General features: G+C 62.9%; 16 protein-coding genes. 1 reads left to right on the top strand and 15 read right to left on the bottom strand.

Annotation, left to right across the window (positions count from 1 at the left end):
- Positions 1-134 precede the first annotated feature (134 nt).
- The 13 genes from BLS75_RS19215 to ccoN (BLS75_RS19155) form a co-directional block, all read right to left on the bottom strand.
- Positions 135-818, bottom strand: a complete 684-nt coding sequence (locus BLS75_RS19215; RefSeq protein ID WP_011060233.1) for a sulfite exporter TauE/SafE family protein — start codon at positions 816-818, stop codon at positions 135-137.
- Entirely contained in the window at positions 811-1,041 is a 231-nt protein-coding gene (gene ccoS / locus BLS75_RS19210; protein WP_011060234.1) for a cbb3-type cytochrome oxidase assembly protein CcoS, read from the bottom strand. Before ccoS ends, BLS75_RS19215 begins: the two co-directional genes overlap by 8 nt.
- 21 nt (positions 1,042-1,062) lie before the next feature.
- Positions 1,063-3,513, bottom strand: coding sequence for a heavy metal translocating P-type ATPase (locus BLS75_RS19205; RefSeq protein WP_011060235.1), 2,451 nt, complete (start codon positions 3,511-3,513; stop codon positions 1,063-1,065).
- A 99-nt stretch (positions 3,514-3,612) separates the two neighbouring features.
- Positions 3,613-4,149 (bottom strand): FixH family protein, encoded by a 537-nt coding sequence (locus tag BLS75_RS19200; RefSeq protein WP_072451575.1) that lies wholly within the window; start codon positions 4,147-4,149, stop codon positions 3,613-3,615.
- 11 nt (positions 4,150-4,160) lie between these two features.
- Positions 4,161-5,576, bottom strand: a complete 1,416-nt coding sequence (gene ccoG / locus BLS75_RS19195; protein WP_072451574.1) for a cytochrome c oxidase accessory protein CcoG — start codon at positions 5,574-5,576, stop codon at positions 4,161-4,163.
- A gap of 393 nt (positions 5,577-5,969) precedes the next feature.
- Positions 5,970-6,947, bottom strand: coding sequence for a cytochrome-c oxidase, cbb3-type subunit III (gene ccoP, locus BLS75_RS19190; RefSeq protein WP_011060238.1), 978 nt, complete (start codon positions 6,945-6,947; stop codon positions 5,970-5,972).
- On the bottom strand, positions 6,944-7,129 hold the full coding sequence (locus BLS75_RS19185; protein WP_011060239.1) for a CcoQ/FixQ family Cbb3-type cytochrome c oxidase assembly chaperone: 186 nt from the start codon (positions 7,127-7,129) through the stop codon (positions 6,944-6,946). The genes ccoP (BLS75_RS19190) and BLS75_RS19185 overlap by 4 nt, the downstream gene beginning before the upstream one ends.
- A gap of 5 nt (positions 7,130-7,134) precedes the next feature.
- A complete protein-coding gene (gene ccoO, locus BLS75_RS19180) occupies positions 7,135-7,743 on the bottom strand; it encodes a cytochrome-c oxidase, cbb3-type subunit II (protein WP_011060240.1) in 609 nt (202 codons plus the stop codon).
- Complete coding sequence (gene ccoN / locus BLS75_RS19175) at positions 7,743-9,185, bottom strand: cytochrome-c oxidase, cbb3-type subunit I (protein WP_011060241.1); 1,443 nt, start codon at positions 9,183-9,185, stop codon at positions 7,743-7,745. Before ccoN (BLS75_RS19175) ends, ccoO (BLS75_RS19180) begins: the two co-directional genes overlap by 1 nt.
- A 498-nt stretch (positions 9,186-9,683) precedes the next feature.
- Positions 9,684-10,625, bottom strand: a complete 942-nt coding sequence (ccoP, locus tag BLS75_RS19170; RefSeq protein ID WP_011060242.1) for a cytochrome-c oxidase, cbb3-type subunit III — start codon at positions 10,623-10,625, stop codon at positions 9,684-9,686.
- Complete coding sequence (locus tag BLS75_RS19165) at positions 10,622-10,852, bottom strand: cbb3-type cytochrome oxidase subunit 3 (RefSeq protein ID WP_011060243.1); 231 nt, start codon at positions 10,850-10,852, stop codon at positions 10,622-10,624. The genes ccoP (BLS75_RS19170) and BLS75_RS19165 overlap by 4 nt, the downstream gene beginning before the upstream one ends.
- Before the next feature lie 3 nt (positions 10,853-10,855).
- Positions 10,856-11,464 carry a cytochrome-c oxidase, cbb3-type subunit II gene (gene ccoO / locus BLS75_RS19160; protein ID WP_011060244.1) on the bottom strand — a complete coding sequence of 203 codons (609 nt, stop codon included), beginning with the start codon at positions 11,462-11,464 and terminating at the stop codon, positions 10,856-10,858.
- 10 nt (positions 11,465-11,474) lie between these two features.
- On the bottom strand, positions 11,475-12,899 hold the full coding sequence (gene ccoN, locus BLS75_RS19155) for a cytochrome-c oxidase, cbb3-type subunit I (RefSeq protein ID WP_011060245.1): 1,425 nt from the start codon (positions 12,897-12,899) through the stop codon (positions 11,475-11,477).
- 99 nt (positions 12,900-12,998) lie between these two features.
- On the opposite strand from ccoN (BLS75_RS19155), the gene BLS75_RS19150 reads away from it, so the two are divergent.
- Complete coding sequence (locus BLS75_RS19150) at positions 12,999-13,694, top strand: alpha/beta family hydrolase (RefSeq protein WP_072451573.1); 696 nt, start codon at positions 12,999-13,001, stop codon at positions 13,692-13,694.
- A 171-nt stretch (positions 13,695-13,865) separates the two neighbouring features.
- Here BLS75_RS19150 and BLS75_RS19145 read toward each other — a convergent pair whose 3' ends face one another.
- Together BLS75_RS19145 and BLS75_RS19140 are read right to left on the bottom strand one after the other, a co-directional pair.
- A complete protein-coding gene (locus BLS75_RS19145) occupies positions 13,866-15,431 on the bottom strand; it encodes a methyl-accepting chemotaxis protein (protein WP_019094613.1) in 1,566 nt (521 codons plus the stop codon).
- Positions 15,432-15,648: 217 nt separating this feature from the next.
- A complete protein-coding gene (locus tag BLS75_RS19140) occupies positions 15,649-16,440 on the bottom strand; it encodes a CPBP family intramembrane glutamic endopeptidase (RefSeq protein WP_072451572.1) in 792 nt (263 codons plus the stop codon).
- Positions 16,441-16,554 lie beyond the last annotated feature (114 nt).

The raw sequence follows: 16,554 nt of genomic DNA, 5'->3' as shown, positions 1-16,554 counted from the left end.
GGATAGGCTGGCAGTGTTCGCGAGTCTAGGAGGTTCGGGCCAGGGCCATCTTGACTTGTATCAAGGGTGTTCGGGAGCCGCCGGAGCAGTGCCGACGAGGCGTGCAGGCCCGGTTGCCGGGCGCCTCCCCGGGGTCAGTGGCCCATCAGCCAGTGCTGGTGAGGACCGGGCAGGGTCCAGATGCCGAAGAGAATGACCAGCACGCCGCCAGCCATGCGTACGCTGCGCCGACGCAGCAAGGCGGTGATCCGTTCGGCTGCCAGCCCGGTGGCCAGCAGCACAGGCCAGGTGCCCAGGCCGAAGGCCAGCATCAACAGCGCGCTGTCCAGGGCGCTGCCCTGGCTCGCCGACCACAGCAGGGTGCTGTACACCAGGCCGCACGGCAGCCAGCCCCACAGCGCCCCCAGGAGCAATGCACGGGGCAGGCTGGAAACCGGCAACAGGCGGCTGGCCAGCGGCTGGATATGCCGCCACAAGCCCTTGCCAAGGCCTTCGATGCGGGTCAGGCCACTCCACCAGCCGGCCAGGTACAGGCCCATGGCAATCAACAGCAACCCGGCCAGCACTCGCATGAACAGCGCCAGCGGACTGTTGGCCACAGCCCAGCCCGCCAGGCCCAGCAGCAGGCCGGCCAGGGCGTAGCTGAGGATGCGGCCCAGGTTGTAGGCCAGCAGCAGGCGCAGGCGTCGGCTGCGCTGTTCCGGGGGGATGGCCAGCGTCAGGGCGCCCATCAGGCCGCCGCACATGCCCAGGCAGTGGCCGCCACCCAGCAGGCCGAGGATCAGCGCAGAGACCAGCAGAGGGGCCAGTTCAAGCATGGGGCGGTTCCGATTTTCTGGCGGGGTCGGCTTCGCTGCTCGGTTGGCCCTTGGCCTCATCCACCGCGGCGGTGTGGCTTGGGTCCTGGTCGTCGAACAGGATGCTGTGGGCCGGGCCGTCGAGATCGTCGTACTGGCCGCTGTCCACCGCCCAGAAGAAGATGTAGATGGCGATGGCCACGATCAGCAGGGCGGCCGGGATCATCACGTAAAGAGCTGGCATCTGGACTCCAGGCCCGGCGGCTCAGGCCGGCAACGGGCGGGTTTCGGGGGCGTCGGCGCTGTCGGCCGGCCGCGGCATGCGGGTCAGGCGCAGGGCGTTGAGCACCACGGTCAGGGAACTGATGGACATGCCGACCGCCGCCCACACCGGAGTGATCCAGCCGAGGGCGGCGAACGGCAGCATCAGGCCATTGTACAGCCCGGCCCAGAGCAGGTTCTCGATGATCACCCGGCGCGTGCGGCGGGCCAGGCTGAAGGCCTGCACCAGGGCATCCAGGCGATTGGACAGAAGTACCGCATCGGCGCTGGTCTTGGCCAGGTCAGTGGCCGAGCCCATGGCGACGCTGATGTCGGCGGCGGCCAGCACCGGCACATCGTTGACCCCATCGCCGAGCATCAGCACCTTGCGGCCCTGCTGGTGCAGCTGTTGCAGCACTTGCAGCTTGTCATCGGGGCGCAGGCCACCCCGGGCTTCGTCGATCTGCAGTTCCGCAGCGACACTGGCGACCATCGGCGAGCTGTCCCCGGACAGCAGCAGGGTGTGCCAGCCACGGGCCTTGCAGGCCGCCAGCAGGGCCGGAGCATCACTGCGCAGGCGGTCGTCCAGCACCAGCCAGGCGAGAGCCCCCTGGCTGTCACCGAGCAATAGCCATTGGCCGGCTTCATCGGGCATGGGCGGAACGGTACAGCCACTGAGCTGGCAAACGTAGGCTGGTTGCCCGATGCGCAAACGCTGATCGCCCACCAGGCCTTCCAGGCCCAGGCCGGGGCTGCTGGTAACTTCCTCGGCGGCCACTGGGGCACGGCCGAAAGCCCGGGCGATCGGGTGCTCGGAACGGTTTTCCAGGGCAGCGGCCAGGCTCAGGCAGTCATCGCTGGACAGGGCCCCCAATGGCCGGATGGAACGCAGCGCCAGCCGCCCTTCGGTGAGGGTGCCGGTCTTGTCGAAAATCACTGTGTCGATCTGGTTCAGGCCTTCCAGTACATGGCCGCGGGTCAGCAACAGGCCGAGCTTGTGCAAGGTGCCGGTGGCGGCGGTGAGGGCTGTGGGCGTGGCCAGGGACAGCGCACAAGGGCAGGTCGCCACCAACATGGCCAGGACGATCCAGAACGCCCGTGAGGCGTCTAATTGCCACCACAGCAGCCCGATGGCGGCCGCGGCGATCAGCGAGAACAGCAGGAACCACTGGGCTGCACGATCGGCAACCTCCGCCAGCCGCGGTTTCTCTGCCTGGGCCCGGTCCAGCAGGCGCACGATGGCCGATAGCCGGGTGTCCTGGCCCAGGGCCTGGACCTGCACTGTCAACGCACCTTCGACGTTCAAGGTGCCGGCGGTCACCCTATCGCCCAGGCCACGGGGCTGCGGCAGGTATTCACCGGTGAGCAGGGATTCGTCGATGCTCGATTGGCCGTCGAGGATCTTGCCGTCTGCCGGCAGTACTGCGCCGGGATGCACCAGCACCCGGTCGCCCAGGCGCAATTCGCTGAGCAGGATGCGTTCACTCTGGCCGTCTTCATCCAGGCGCAGGCAGGAAGCTGGCAGCAGATTGACCAGTTGCGCGGTAGCCGCCGCGGTGCGCTCCCGGGCCCGGCGTTCCAGGTAGCGGCCGGCGAGCAGGAACAGGGCGAACATGCCGACGGCATCGAAATACAACTCGCCAATGCCGCTGATGGAGGTCCAGATGCCGGCCAGGTAGGCCCCACCGATGGCCAGGGACACCGAGACGTCCATGGTCAGGTGGCGGGTACGCAAATCGCGCATGGCGCCCTTGAAGAACGGTGCGCAGCTGTAGAAGACGATGGGCGTGGTGAGAAACAGCGCGACCCAGCGCAGGATCGTATGCAGCTCGGGGCTCAGGTCGATGTTGAATTCCGGCCAGGTGGCCATGGTCGCCATCATGGCCTGGAACCACAGCAGGCCGGCGACGCCCAGCTGGCGCAAGGCCAGGCGGTTTTCGCTGGCCAGTTGCTCGGAGGCGCGATCCGGCTGATACGGGTGGGCGGCGTAGCCGATGTGGCGCAGCTCGCTGAGCACTTGGCTCAGGGGCAGTTGGCTGTCGGCCCAGCGCACGTGCAGGCGGTGGTTGGACAGGTTGAGCCGGGCTTCAGCCACCGCTGGCAGGCTGCGCAGGTGTTTTTCGATCAGCCAGCCGCAGGCGGCACAACTGATGCCCTCCATGAGCAGCGTGGTTTCCGCCAGCTCGCCTTCGTGCCGGACAAAGGGCTGCTGCACGTCGGCGCGGTCGTACAGCGCCAGTTCGTCCACCAGTTGCACGGGCAGGGCTTCAGGGTTGGCCGAGGCCTCGCTGCGATGGCTGTAGTAGTGCTCCAGACCGCCGGCGACTATGGCTTCGGCCACTGCCTGGCAGCCCGGGCAGCAGAACTCCCGGGGTTGGCCAAGCACGACGGCGGTGAACCGGCTACCGGCAGGAACCGGCAGGGCACAGTGGTAGCAAGGCAGTGGCGTGGTCATCGGCGGTCTTTGTAATGTGGGAAAAACTCATCGCCGGCGCACCGGTTCCGCTGCAAGGGCAGGGGAGGCGACGGGCCGGCGATGTACGGCAGGTACTGCTCAGTTCAGGTCTTCGGCACCTTGCAGGGGCTCGTCGCCCAGCAGCAGGTCCTTGTCATGGCTGACCTGTTCTTCTTCGAACATGCGCCAGGTCTTGTCGCCCTCGACCCCCAGCAGTTCGACGAAGCGCCGCCCTTCGACCTGGTCGGTCAACTGGCCGATGTAGCGCCCGTGTTCGGTTTCGCTGCGGGCCAGGGTGATCTTGCGGTCCTTTTCCGGCTGGGTGGGCGAGATCAGGTTCAGCTCCAGGGTCTTGGGCTGGCTGTCACCGCTCAGGCGCAGTTCGACTTCGCCGGTCAGCTCATCGAGGTGCACGTTGGCGCGCATCTTCAGGGTCTGGGCCAGCAGCTCGCGGTCAAGGGAGCGGTTGATGCCTTTACCGGCCTCGTAGTAGTTGTCGTTGACCAGGTTGTCCGGGTTGTTCACGGCAATGGTCACCATGGACAGGGTCAGGGTCACGGAACAGGCGAGGATGCCGATGATGATCCAGGGCCAGGGGTGCTTGTACCAGGGGCTTGCGGCGGTGGCTGCGGGCATGATCACTTCTCTTAACGAATTTGTGGGCCGATGAACCGGCTCTTGGCTTCAACATGGACGCTGTCATCGTCGGCATCCTTGAGGATGAATTTCACCTCGTTGGTGGTCGATGGCAGCTGTTCGGGAGCAATCGACAGCTCCACCGGCATGCTGACGATATCGCCGGCCACCACGTGGATTTCGCGCTTGCCCTGCAGCTTCAGGTCCGGCAGGCCGAAGGCGTCCAGCACATAGGTGTGATCGCGCTGGTCCTTGTTCATGATCTTCAGGCTGTAGACGTTTTCGATCCGGCCTTCGGCGTTTTCGCGGTACAGCACCCGGTCCTTGCTGACATCGAAGCCCACCAGCGAACGCATGAAAAATGCCGTAACCAGCAGGCTGATCATGGCCAGCAGCACGAGGGCATAGCCGATCAGGCGCGGGCGCAGTTTATGGGTTTTCTGCCCCGAGAGGTTGTGTTCGGTGGTGTAGCTGATGAGCCCGCGGGGGTACTCCATCTTGTCCATGATGCTGTCGCAGGCGTCGATGCAGGCTGCGCAGCCGATGCATTCGATCTGCAGGCCGTCACGGATGTCGATGCCGGTGGGGCAGACCTGGACACACATGGTGCAGTCGATGCAGTCGCCCAGGCCCTGGGCCTTGTAGTCGGCGCCTTTCTTGCGCGGGCCACGGGCTTCGCCACGGCGTGGGTCGTAGGAAACGATCAGGGTGTCCTTGTCGAACATCACGCTCTGGAAGCGTGCATAGGGGCACATGTAGATGCACACCTGTTCCCGCAGCCAGCCGGCGTTGCCGTAGGTGGCCAGGGTGAAGAAGCCGACCCAGAAGTAGGACCAGCCATCGGCCTGGCCGGTGAAGAAGTCGATGACCAACTCGCGGATCGGCGAGAAGTAGCCGACGAAGGTCATGCCGGTGACGAAGCCGATCAGCAGCCAGAGGCTGTGCTTGCTGAATTTGCGCAGGAACTTGTTGGCGCTCATGGGCGCCTTGTCCAGCTTGATGCGCTGGTTGCGATCGCCTTCGGTGACCTTTTCGCACCACATGAAAATCCAGGTCCAGACACTCTGCGGGCAGGTGTAGCCGCACCAGATGCGGCCGGCATAGACGGTGATGAAGAACAGGCCGAAGGCGGCGATGATCAACAGGCCCGAGAGCAGGATGAAATCCTGGGGCCAGAACGTGGCGCCAAAGATGAAGAATTTGCGTTCCGGCAGGTTCCACCAGACAGCCTGGTGGCCGCCCCAGTTGAGCCACACGGTACCGAAGTACAGAAGGAACAATCCGGCGCCGCCAAGCATGCGCAGATTGCGGAACAGGCCGGTGAAGGCGCGGGTGTAGATTTTTTCCCTGGAGGCGTAGAGATCGACGCTGTTGGTCGCGTTTTTGGCAGGCGGGGTAACGTCTTGTACGGGAATCTGGTTGCTCATCATTGCATCCCACGGCAGTGGAAAAATGCCTCGGTCGATGCGTGCCGACCGCGGTCAAAAGGGGTGTTGCAGTGGCGCAATGATACGCCTGTAGCTCTAGCGCAAGGGTGCGACCTTTGGTCGCGTTGGGAGAAATCAACTGATGGTGTAATGACTTGAATCAATTGACTTGTGGATTATGGACCCTTTTGCACGTCGCGCCGTTCAATTCTTCCAGGGAGTGAGCAGGCGTACGCCGCAGGTCTCGAAGTCCGCCATATTGTCGAATCCTGGCTACCGGGTTGCTGGAAAGGGTGATCCGCCGTCGAGCGTCAGCCGATGCCAGGCGCAAACAAAACGGCCCCGCCAATGTTGATTGGCGGGGCCGTTGGGTGTTGCTTTCAGGCGTCGGTCTTACTCGGCGTCGGCCTGCTTGTCACCGTGGGACAGGCTGTAGACATAAGCCGCGAGCAGGTGAACCTTGTCGTTGCCTTGCAGTTGTTCCTGCGCTGGCATCACGCCTTGACGGCCATAACGAATGGTCTGCTGCAGTTGGGCGAAGCTCGAACCGTAGATGAAGGCAGCCGGGTGAGTCAGGTTAGGCGCGCCCATGGCTGGGGTGCCTTTGCCTTCCGGACCGTGGCATACCGCACAGTTGGCGGCGAACAGCTTCTGGCCGTTGACCGGGTCGGCCTTCAGGCCTTCCGGCAACTTGCGGCCGTCGAGGTTGGTCAGGACATAGGCGGCAACGTCACTGACGCCTTGTTCCTTGATCACGTCCAGCCAGGCCGGCATCACTGCGTGACGGCCGCCCATGATGGTGGTCTTGATGGTTTCCGGCTCGCCGCCCCAGCGCCAGTCGGCGTCGGTCAGGTTGGGAAAGCCATAGGCGCCCTTGGCGTCGGACCCGTGGCAGACCGAGCAGTTGGATGCGAACAGACGGCCACCCATTTTCAGGGCTTGCGGGTCCTTGGCCACTTCTTCGATAGGCATGGCAGCGTACTTGGCGAAGATCGGACCGAACTTGGCGTCCGACTTGGCCATTTCCTTTTCCCACTCGTGGACGCCGGTCCAGCCGGACTGGCCGTTGGCGAACGGGGTCTGCTTCTCGTTATCGAGGTAGTTGTAGCCCGGCAGAACGCCTTTCCAGTTGCCCAGGCCCGGGTACAGCACCAGGTAGCCCAGGGCGAAGACGATGGTGCCGACGAACAGCATGAACCACCATTTCGGCAGGGGGTTGTCGTACTCCTCGATCCCGTCGAAGGAGTGGCCGACCGTCTCGTCGGTCTGCTCGGCGCGCTGGCCCTTGCGGGTCGACAGCAGCAGCCAGGTCAGGGCGAAGATGGTACCCAGACTGAGGACTGTGACGTACAGACTCCAGAACGTAGTCATTCTTTGTTACTCCTAGAAGCTTGCTCGACGTGCTTGATGGCGTCGGGATCATCCGCGAACGGCAGCAAGGTTGCGTCTTCAAACTCGGACTTGCGCTTGGGGCTGAACACCCAGAGCGCCAAACCGATGAAGGCCACCATCACAACAAGGGTGCCCAGGCCACGAATCATCCCGATATCCATCTAGATCACCGTTTGCTTTTGATGATGGTGCCCAGGCCTTGCAGATAGGCCACCAGCGCGTCCATTTCGGTTTTGCCCTTCACGGCATCCTTGGCACCGGCGATGTCTTCGTCGGTGTAAGGGACGCCGAGCGTGCGCAAGACTTCCATTTTCTTCGCGGTGTCTTTGCCGTCGAGCTTGTTTTCTACGAGGAACGGATAAGCCGGCATCTTCGACTCGGGCACCACGTTGCGCGGGTTGTACAAGTGCGCACGCTGCCAGTCATCGGAGTAACGACCGCCCACTCGGGCCAGGTCCGGGCCGGTACGCTTGGAACCCCACAGGAACGGGTGGTCCCAGACGCTCTCACCAGCTACCGAGTAGTGACCATAGCGTTCGGTTTCAGCGCGGAACGGACGGATCATCTGCGAGTGGCAGCCGACACAGCCGTTGGCGATGTAGACGTCGCGACCTTCCAGTTCCAGCGCGGTACGCGGCTTCATGCCTTCCACCGGCTTGTTGGTGACGTCCTGGAAGAACAGCGGGACGATCTGGGTCAGGCCGCCGATGCTGACGGCGATGACCATGAAGAAGGCCAGCAGGCCAATATTCTTCTCGACTACTTCGTGCTTCATCAGTGAGCTCCAACTACAGCGATCTGAGCAGCGGCTTCAGCTTCAGCCGGGTTCGAGGCGCGAACGGTGCGGAACACGTTGTACGCCATGATCAGCATGCCGGTGGCGAAGAACGCACCGCCCAGAGCACGGACGATAAAGCCCGGGTGGCTGGCTTGCAGCGCTTCGACGAAGGAGTAGGTGAGGGTGCCGTCATCGTTGATTGCACGCCACATCAGGCCCTGGGTGATGCCGTTGACCCACATCGAGGCGATGTAGAGCACGGTACCGATGGTAGCCAGCCAGAAGTGGGTATTGATCAGGCCGATGCTGTGCATCTGCTGACGACCGAAGACTTTCGGGATCAGGTGGTACAGGGCGCCGATGGAGATCATCGCTACCCAGCCCAGAGCGCCGGCGTGTACGTGGCCGATGGTCCAGTCGGTGTAGTGCGAGAGCGAGTTGACGGTCTTGATCGCCATCATCGGACCTTCGAAGGTCGACATGCCGTAGAACGCCAGGGATACCACCAGGAAGCGCAGGATCGGGTCGGTGCGCAGCTTATGCCAGGCGCCCGAGAGGGTCATCATGCCGTTGATCATACCGCCCCAGCTTGGCGCCAGCAGGATGATCGACATGGCCATGCCCAGGGACTGAGCCCAGTCCGGCAGCGCGGTGTAGTGCAGGTGGTGCGGACCGGCCCAGATGTACAGGGTGATCAGCGCCCAGAAGTGCACGATGGACAGGCGATAGGAATAGATCGGACGCTCGGCCTGCTTGGGTACGAAGTAGTACATCATCCCCAGGAAGCCGGTGGTCAGGAAGAAGCCCACGGCGTTGTGGCCGTACCACCACTGGATCATCGCATCAGTCGCACCGGCGTAGGCCGAGTAGGACTTGAAGAAGCTGACCGGCAGGGAAGCGTGGTTGACGATGTGCAGCATCGCGGTCACCACGATGAAGGCACCGTAGAACCAGTTGCCCACATAGATGTGCTTGGTCTTGCGCTTGGTGATGGTGCCGAAGAATACCAGGCCGTAGGTGACCCAGACGATCGCCAGCAGGATAGCCAGGGGCCATTCCAGTTCGGCGTATTCCTTGGTGGTGGTGTAACCCAGTGGCAGGGTCACGATCGCGCCGACGATCACCGCTTGCCAACCCCAGAAGGTGAAGGCCGCGAGGCTGTCGGAAATCAGTCGCGTCTGGCAGGTTCGCTGCACGACATAGTAAGAGGTGGCAAACAATGCACATCCACCGAAGGCGAAGATCACCAGGTTGGTGTGCAGCGGGCGCAGGCGTCCAAACGTCGTCCACGGCAGACCGAAGTTCAACTCCGGCCATACCAGTTGTGAGGCGATGAAGACACCGAGCCCCATGCCAAGGATCCCCCAGACCACCGTCATGATGGCGAACTGGCGGACTACCTTATAGTTATAAGCAGTCGGACTGATTGCTGTGCTCATTCTAAGGTTCCACGGTTTGGGTGTTTTATTAGGGATAAAAATCGGTCGCAAGTATGGAGAAAGCAGGGGGTCATTGCAACGCGCTATGACCTGGGTCAATGCGTTCCATGCCTGATTCTGCGGCCTTTCCCTATGCCGAGTAGGGACAAAAAATTGCCCTCGGACAAGCTGTCGCCATGGACAGGAAACGGGGGGGGTCAGGTCGGTTGTAACCGGGTGTGTGGAAGCCGATGGATCAGCTGACAGGCGGTAAGAGAGTCGACAGCCGGTATAAACCAGCCTTTGCGGCCTGTCATCGAGCAGAAGCTTCGAACGTCACGGATACCGTTGGCCTGTGACCAGCCCGTGCCAGTCCCCATCGGGGCAAGCTTAGACCTGAATCAGATGAGTGCAAACGCGCTGCGGGAGAGGGTGCGACACTTGGTCGCAAAGGAGCGGGAAGTTGAACCACGAGCGGCAAGCTGCAAGTCGGGAACCCGCAGCTTGCCGTGACTCGTCTTACTGGGTGTTTTCAGCCTGTGGCTTGTTGCCGTGGGAAAGGCTGTAAACGTAGGCGGCCAGCAGTTGCACCTTGTCATTGCCGAGCAGTTCGCTCTGCGCTGGCATGTGGCCCTGGCGACCATGGCGGATGGTCTGTTGCAGTTGGGCCAGGCTGGTGCCGTAGATGAAGCCGGCGGGCTGGGTCAGGTCGGGCGCGCCCATGATCTGGGTGCCTTTGCCGTCAGCGCCGTGGCAGGCCACGCAGGTGGTGCTGAACGCTTGCTGTCCGGCTACCAGGTCGGCATCGCTGTCGGCTGGCAGGGGCAGGCCGGCCAGGTCATGGCGAACGTAAGCTGCCACGTTCTTCACGCCTGCTTCCTTGAGCACTTCGCCCCAGGCTGGCATGGCCGCCATGCGGCCGCCCATGATGGTGGCCTTGATGGTGTCGGCGCTGCCGCCCCACCGCCAGTTGTCGTCCGCCAGGTTCGGGAAGCCGAAGGCACCCTTGGCGTCGGAACCGTGGCAGACCGAGCAGTTGGAGGCGAACAGGCGTCCGCCCATTTTCAGCGCTTGCGGGTCCTTGGCCACTTCTTCCACCGGCATGGCCGCGAATTTGGCGAAGATCGGACCAAACTTCACGTCCGCCTTGGCCATCTCCTTTTCCCATTCCTTGGTCTGGGTCCAGCCGTCTTCATAGCCCGGCAGGATGCCTTTCCAGTTACCCAGACCCGGGTAGAGGATCAGGTAGCCAACGGAAAACACCAGGGTCCCGGCGAACAGCAGGAACCACCATTGCGGCAAGGGGTTGTCGTACTCCTCGATGCCATCGAAGGCGTGGCCCATGGTCTGGTCGACACTGCCCTTGGTCTCGCCCTTGCGGGTGCCGACCAGCAGCCAGGTCAGGCCGATCAGGCTGCCAATGGTCAGTACGCAGATCCACGTACTCCAGAAGGTGGTCATGGCCGAATGCTCCTTGTTGCAGGCTCTTGAGGTTGAGCGTCATCAGTTGTGTTACCGGCCGGTGCCGTGCCCGGCATCGGGTCGTCGGCGAAGGGCAGCAGGCGGGCCTGGGCAAACTCGGGATTGCGCTTTGAGTTGAACACCCAGATCGACAGGCCGATGAAGGCGATCATCACCACCAGGGTCCCGAGGCCGCGGATCATGCCGCTATCGAGTTCAAAACCCATGGCTCACCTCTTGCTCTTGATCGAAGTGCCAAGCACTTGCAGGTAGGAGACCAGGGCGTCCATTTCGGTCTTGCCCTTGAGCGTGGCGGTGGCGCCGGCGATGTCTTCGTCGGTGTACGGCACGCCCAGGGTGCGCATGACCTTGAGCTTGGTTTCGGTGTGGCTGCTGTCTACCGGTGCGGTCACCAGCCATGGGTAGGCCGGCATCTTCGACTCGGGCACCACGTTGCGCGGGTTGTACAAGTGCGCACGGTGCCAGTCATCGGAGTAGCGACCGCCCACCCGGGCCAGGTCCGGACCGGTACGCTTGGAACCCCACAGGAACGGGTGGTCCCAGACGCTTTCACCGGCCACCGAGTAGTGACCATAACGCTCGGTCTCGGCGCGGAACGGACGGATCATCTGCGAGTGGCACTGTACGCAGCCTTCGCGGATGTAGATGTCGCGGCCTTCCAGCTGCAGGGCGGTGTAGGGCTTCATGCCTTCCACCGGCTTGTTGGTGACGTCCTGGAAGAACAGCGGGACGATCTGGGTCAGACCGCCGATGCTCACCGCGAAGACCATCAGCAGCATCAGCAGGCCGACGTTTTTCTCAATCGTTTCGTGTTTCATGGCGGACTCCTCAGGCCATCTGCGCAGCGGCGTTGACTTCGGCTGGCACTGCGGCACGCACGGTGCGCCAGGTGTTGTAAGCCATCAGGAACATGCCGCTGAGGAAGATCGCACCACCCACCAGTCGCACGATGAAGCCTGGGTGGCTGGCCACCAGGGTTTCGACGAAGGAGTAGGTGAGAGTGCCGTCCTCGTTGACCGCACGCCACATCAGGCCCTGGGCGATACCGTTGACCCACATCGAAGCGATGTAGAGCACGGTGCCGATGGTAGCCAGCCAGAAGTGGGTGTTGATCAGGCCGGTGCTGTACATCTGCTCGCGGCCGAAGACTTTCGGGATCAGGTGGTACAGCGCGCCGATGGAGATCATCGCTACCCAGCCGAGGGCGCCGGCGTGTACGTGGCCGATGGTCCAGTCGGTGTAGTGGGAGAGGGCGTTGACGGTCTTGATCGCCATCATCGGACCTTCGAAGGTCGACATGCCGTAGAACGCCAGGGATACCACCAGGAACCGCAGGATCGGGTCGCTGCGCAGCTTATGCCAGGCGCCCGAGAGGGTCATCATGCCGTTGATCATGCCGCCCCAGCTTGGTGCCAGCAGAACCAGCGACATCACCATCCCTAAGGACTGAGCCCAGTCCGGCAGCGCGGTGTAGTGCAGGTGGTGCGGACCGGCCCAGATGTACAGGGTGATCAGTGCCCAGAAGTGCACGATCGACAGGCGATAGGAGTACACCGGGCGCTCGGCCTGCTTGGGTACGAAGTAGTACATCATCCCCAGGAAGCCCGCGGTCAGGAAGAAGCCCACGGCGTTGTGGCCGTACCACCATTGCACCATCGCATCGGTCGCACCGGCATACACCGAGTAGGACTTGGTGAAGCTGACCGGCAGTTCCAGGTTGTTGACGATGTGCAGGATGGCCACGGTGATGATGAACGCGCCGAAGAACCAGTTACCCACATAGATGTGCTTGGTCTTGCGCTGCATCAGGGTGCCGAAGAACACGATGGCGTAGGCCACCCAGACAATGGTGATCAGGATATCGATCGGCCATTCCAGTTCGGCGTATTCCTTGGAGCTGGTGTAGCCCAGTGGCAGGCTGATGGCCGCCAGGAGGATCACCAGTTGCCAGCCCCAGAAGCAGAACGCGGCGATTTTCGGCGCGAACAGCGTGGTCTGGCAGGTGCGTTGCACCGAGTAGAACGAGCTGGCAAACAGCGCACAGCCGCCGAAGGCGAAGATCACCGCGTTGGTGTGCAATGGCCGCAGACGGCCGAAGCTGGTCCACGGTAAGTCGAAGTTGAGTTCGGGCCAGACCAACTGGGCAGCGAGAAAAACCCCGAGCCCCATGCCGACGATGCCCCACACCACCGTCATAATGGCGAATTGGCGGACCACCTTGTAGTTGTAGGCGGTACTGATAGAAGTGTTCATGGTTCCCCATCCACGGTTCAGTTGAAGTGAAAGCGACTGCGCACGGCAAGGCGCGCTCACTTCGTCTGGAGTTATAGGCAGACTAAAAGCGAGGCAAGCATGAGCAATGAGCACAAGGCCAGTATTGACGGGGGTCAATGGGCGCAGTGTGTGCGGGAGCGGGGCTGGTTGTGGGATGTCGCGCAGGGCGTCGAGGTGCGGTCGGCGCCGACCCTGATCCTCGCCCATGGCGCCGGCGCGCCCATGGACAGTGGGTTCATGAACGATATTGCTGTACGCCTTGCGGGACATGGGGTGAACGTCTTGCGCTTCGAGTTTCCCTACATGGCCCAGCGGCGCCTGGACGGCGGCAAACGCCCGCCTAACCCGGCGCCCAGGCTGCTGGAATGCTGGCGCGAGGTGCATGCCCTGGTGCGACCTTATGTCACTGGGGTGTTGGCGGTGGGCGGCAAGTCCATGGGCGGGCGCATGGCCAGTTTGCTGGCCGATGAACTGCAGGCCGATGCATTGGTGTGCCTGGGCTATCCGTTCTATGCCGCCGGCAAACCGGAAAAACCGCGGGTGGCGCATCTGGCTGATCTGTCAGTGCCAAGCTTGATCGTGCAGGGCGAGCGTGACGCCCTGGGCAATCGCCAGGCGGTCGAGGCCTACACATTGGCAGCCAGTATCGAGTTGTACTGGCTGACGGCCGCTGATCACGATCTCAAGCCCCTGAAGGCCTCGGGTTTCAGCCATGAGCAGCATCTGGAATCTGCGGCGCTCAAGGTTGCTGCCTTCCTGAAAGCGCTGAGCTGATCCTGCAGGAGCGAGCTTGCTCGCGAAACGTTCACCCGGCCTTCGAATTTGGAGCGCGGTGAAGATTTATCGCGAGCAAGCTCGCTCCTACGGTTGTCGGGTGGGTTTGCGGGCATAAAAAAACCGGAAGCCTTGGCTTCCGGTTTTTTGTTGCCGGCCCTAAGGGGGGGCTTAGCGGTTGAAGCGCTCCACCAGCGAGTACTGGGTGTTTGCGGTGCGGGTCAGCGCTTCGCTGAGCTCGGCCGAATGCTGGGCCTGCTCCGAAGTCTGGTCCGCCAGTTGCGCGATGGTGCTGATGTTGCGGCTGATCTCTTCGGCCACCGAGCTTTGCTCTTCGGTGGCGGCAGCGATCTGGGTGGTCATGTCGGTGATGTTGGCCACCGCTTCGCTGATGCCCACCAGTGCCTGGTCGGCTTCCAGCACCCGGGCCACGCCTTCTTCGGCCTGACGATGACCAGCGTCCATGGTCTGAACGGCGGTGGCGGCTGTCTGCTGCAGCTTGGCGATCAGGGTATGGATCTGCCCGGTGGATTCACTGGTGCGCTGCGCCAACTGACGCACCTCGTCGGCCACCACGGCAAAGCCGCGGCCCATTTCACCGGCGCGGGCGGCTTCGATGGCTGCGTTCAGGGCCAGCAGGTTGGTCTGGTCGGCAATGCCCTTGATCACGTCGACAACGCCGCCGATCTCGTCACTGTCCTTGGCCAGTTGGGTTACCGTCAGCCCGGTTTCGCCCACCACCACCGACAGGCGCTGGATGGCTTCGCGGGTTTCGCCGGCGATATCGCGGCCACGGCCGGTCAGGCGATTGGCTTCCTGGGTTGCGTCGGCGGTGCGTTGCACGTGGCTGGCCACTTCCTGGGTGGTGGCGGCCATCTGGTTGACCGCGGTGGCCACCTGTTCGGTCTCGACCCGTTGGCGCTCCAGGCCGCTGGAGCTGTTGTGGGCCAGGGTGTCGGACTGGCGGGCCTGCTCGTTGAGGTGCTCGGCCGTGTCCTGCAGGCGGGTCAGGCAGGTCTTCAAGCGCGCTTCCTGGCTCAGGATCGACATCTCCAGGCGGGCCTGGGCGCCGCGGCTGTCGGTGTACATCTGAGCGATCAGCGGGTCGGAGGTGGTCTGCTCGGCCAGGCGCAGCAGGCGCTTGAGGCCGCGCTGCTGCCAGCTCAGGCCCAGCAGGCCCAGGGGCACCGAGAGCGCGGCGGCCAGGGCGAAGCCCCAGTGGGAGTTGAGCCAGGCACCGATCATGAAGCTCAGCTGGCTGACCAGGATGAACGGCAGCCAGTCCTGCAGCACAGGCAGCCACTTGTCACGCTTGGGAATGGCCGACTTGCCAGTGTTGATGCGCTGGTAGAGGGCTTCGGCGCGGCGCACCTGTTCGGCGGTGGGCTTGACCCGGACCGACTCGTAACCTACCACCTGGCTGCCTTCGAAGATCGGTGTCACATAGGCGTTGACCCAGTAGTGGTCGCCGGTCTTGCAGCGGTTCTTGACGATGCCCATCCATGGCAAGCCTTGTTTCAAGGTGCCCCACATGTGCGCGAACACCGCCGCCGGCACATCAGGGTGACGTACCAGGTTGTGCGGTGCGCGAACCAGTTCTTCACGGGAGAACCCACTGATCTCGACAAAGGCGTCATTGCAGTAGGTGATCACGCCTTTGGCGTCGGTGGTGGAAATCAACCGTTGTTGAGCCGGGAAGGTACGTTCGCGCTGAGTGACAGGCTGGTTATTACGCATGGTTTTTCAATCCGCAAGGCTTTGATAGGTTGTCGGCCGCTTCAACCGATTATTGAAATTATTTTTCAATAATCGGCTCTGGGTCTCATTGGCAGAATGTGTCGCTTGCAAAAAGCGCCGACAGGTTTCAGCCGGCGTTGGCGAGGGGCTAATCATTGACGTTCTTCCTTGGCAGTCAATAGTCCTGAAGTACTGGTTTGGTAAAACAGCTGGCGGGTTATCCGGCCAGCATCGGGTAGGTGAAGAGGCCGAAATGCAACAGGTTGAGACCGAAGTGAGTGGCTATCGCCGCCCCCAGGCCGCCAAAACGATAGGCCAGACCGTAGCCGACGCCGGCGATGCCTGCCAGTAGGGTCCATTGCCACCCCGCGCCCAGGTGCACCAGGCCGAACAGCAGCGCCGCGCACAGCAGCGCCAGGTTCTCGCCGTAGGGCAGGGCCTTGAAGCGCCGGCTCAGGCCACCCTGGATATAGCCGCGGAACAGCGCCTCTTCCACCAGGGTCACCAGCAGCAGGTTGTTCAGCACCCAGAGCCAGGCCTGCTCCGGCCATTTCGGCGCCCAATTGATCATGCCCATTAGCAGCGCGCCGCCCAGTGCGGCTACCGCACACAGAGTCAGGGCCGCGGCGGTGGCATACAGCGACAGGCGCAGTGAGCGCCGCCCGACTATCCACGGGCATACCAGCAGCAGCCAGAAGCCGATCAGCGGCTTGTCCTGGTTCAGGTACAGGGAGAAGGGCACGGCATCGTCGGTGAAGCGTTGCGGGTCGATGGCCCGGCCATTGTAGAACCCGGGCAGCCAGTGCATGGCCAGGGCCAGAGCGAGCACCACGAACAGGCCGTGGCCCAGGTACTGGCCGACGCGGCTGCGTTGCTGGCGCACGGCAAAGCCGGCAGCCAACAGCAGCAAGATCGACAGGGCGGCCAGCAGGCCCAGTTGCCCGTAGCTCAGGGCCAGTGCGTAGCCAATGGAAAGAAGTGCCAGGTACATCCATGGCAGAGCGGTCATGGGGAATCCTTGTTGCGTAAGAATGGGTATTGCAGAGACGTAGTACTGCGCCGGATCTGTAGTCGCCATTGCGACCGGTGAGTCAGATTTGGCGGGCGCGCAGTATAACCACCT

The organism is Pseudomonas sp. NFPP12 (genome assembly GCF_900103205.1).
Taxonomy (GTDB): Bacteria; Pseudomonadota; Gammaproteobacteria; order Pseudomonadales; family Pseudomonadaceae; genus Aquipseudomonas; species Aquipseudomonas protegens.
This window is presented reverse-complemented; position numbering and strand designations above follow the sequence as displayed.

What these genes read in the sequence shown, in the direction of transcription:
- BLS75_RS19145 (WP_019094613.1), bottom strand. Translation starts at nt 15,431, where the DNA reads ATGCGTAATAACCAGCCTGTCACTCAGCGCGAACGTACCTTCCCGGCT.
- ccoO (WP_011060244.1), bottom strand. Translation starts at nt 11,464, where the DNA reads ATGAAACACGAAACGATTGAGAAAAACGTCGGCCTGCTGATGCTGCTG.
- BLS75_RS19185 (WP_011060239.1), bottom strand. Translation starts at nt 7,129, where the DNA reads ATGGATATCGGGATGATTCGTGGCCTGGGCACCCTTGTTGTGATGGTG.
- BLS75_RS19140 (WP_072451572.1), bottom strand. Translation starts at nt 16,440, where the DNA reads ATGACCGCTCTGCCATGGATGTACCTGGCACTTCTTTCCATTGGCTAC.
- ccoO (WP_011060240.1), bottom strand. Translation starts at nt 7,743, where the DNA reads ATGAAGCACGAAGTAGTCGAGAAGAATATTGGCCTGCTGGCCTTCTTC.
- ccoG (WP_072451574.1), bottom strand. Translation starts at nt 5,576, where the DNA reads ATGAGCAACCAGATTCCCGTACAAGACGTTACCCCGCCTGCCAAAAAC.
- ccoN (WP_011060245.1), bottom strand. Translation starts at nt 12,899, where the DNA reads ATGAACACTTCTATCAGTACCGCCTACAACTACAAGGTGGTCCGCCAA.
- BLS75_RS19165 (WP_011060243.1), bottom strand. Translation starts at nt 10,852, where the DNA reads ATGGGTTTTGAACTCGATAGCGGCATGATCCGCGGCCTCGGGACCCTG.
- BLS75_RS19215 (WP_011060233.1), bottom strand. Translation starts at nt 818, where the DNA reads ATGCTTGAACTGGCCCCTCTGCTGGTCTCTGCGCTGATCCTCGGCCTG.
- ccoS (WP_011060234.1), bottom strand. Translation starts at nt 1,041, where the DNA reads ATGCCAGCTCTTTACGTGATGATCCCGGCCGCCCTGCTGATCGTGGCC.
- ccoP (WP_011060242.1), bottom strand. Translation starts at nt 10,625, where the DNA reads ATGACCACCTTCTGGAGTACGTGGATCTGCGTACTGACCATTGGCAGC.
- ccoP (WP_011060238.1), bottom strand. Translation starts at nt 6,947, where the DNA reads ATGACTACGTTCTGGAGTCTGTACGTCACAGTCCTCAGTCTGGGTACC.
- BLS75_RS19150 (WP_072451573.1), top strand. Translation starts at nt 12,999, where the DNA reads ATGAGCAATGAGCACAAGGCCAGTATTGACGGGGGTCAATGGGCGCAG.
- ccoN (WP_011060241.1), bottom strand. Translation starts at nt 9,185, where the DNA reads ATGAGCACAGCAATCAGTCCGACTGCTTATAACTATAAGGTAGTCCGC.
- BLS75_RS19200 (WP_072451575.1), bottom strand. Translation starts at nt 4,149, where the DNA reads ATGCCCGCAGCCACCGCCGCAAGCCCCTGGTACAAGCACCCCTGGCCC.
- BLS75_RS19205 (WP_011060235.1), bottom strand. Translation starts at nt 3,513, where the DNA reads ATGACCACGCCACTGCCTTGCTACCACTGTGCCCTGCCGGTTCCTGCC.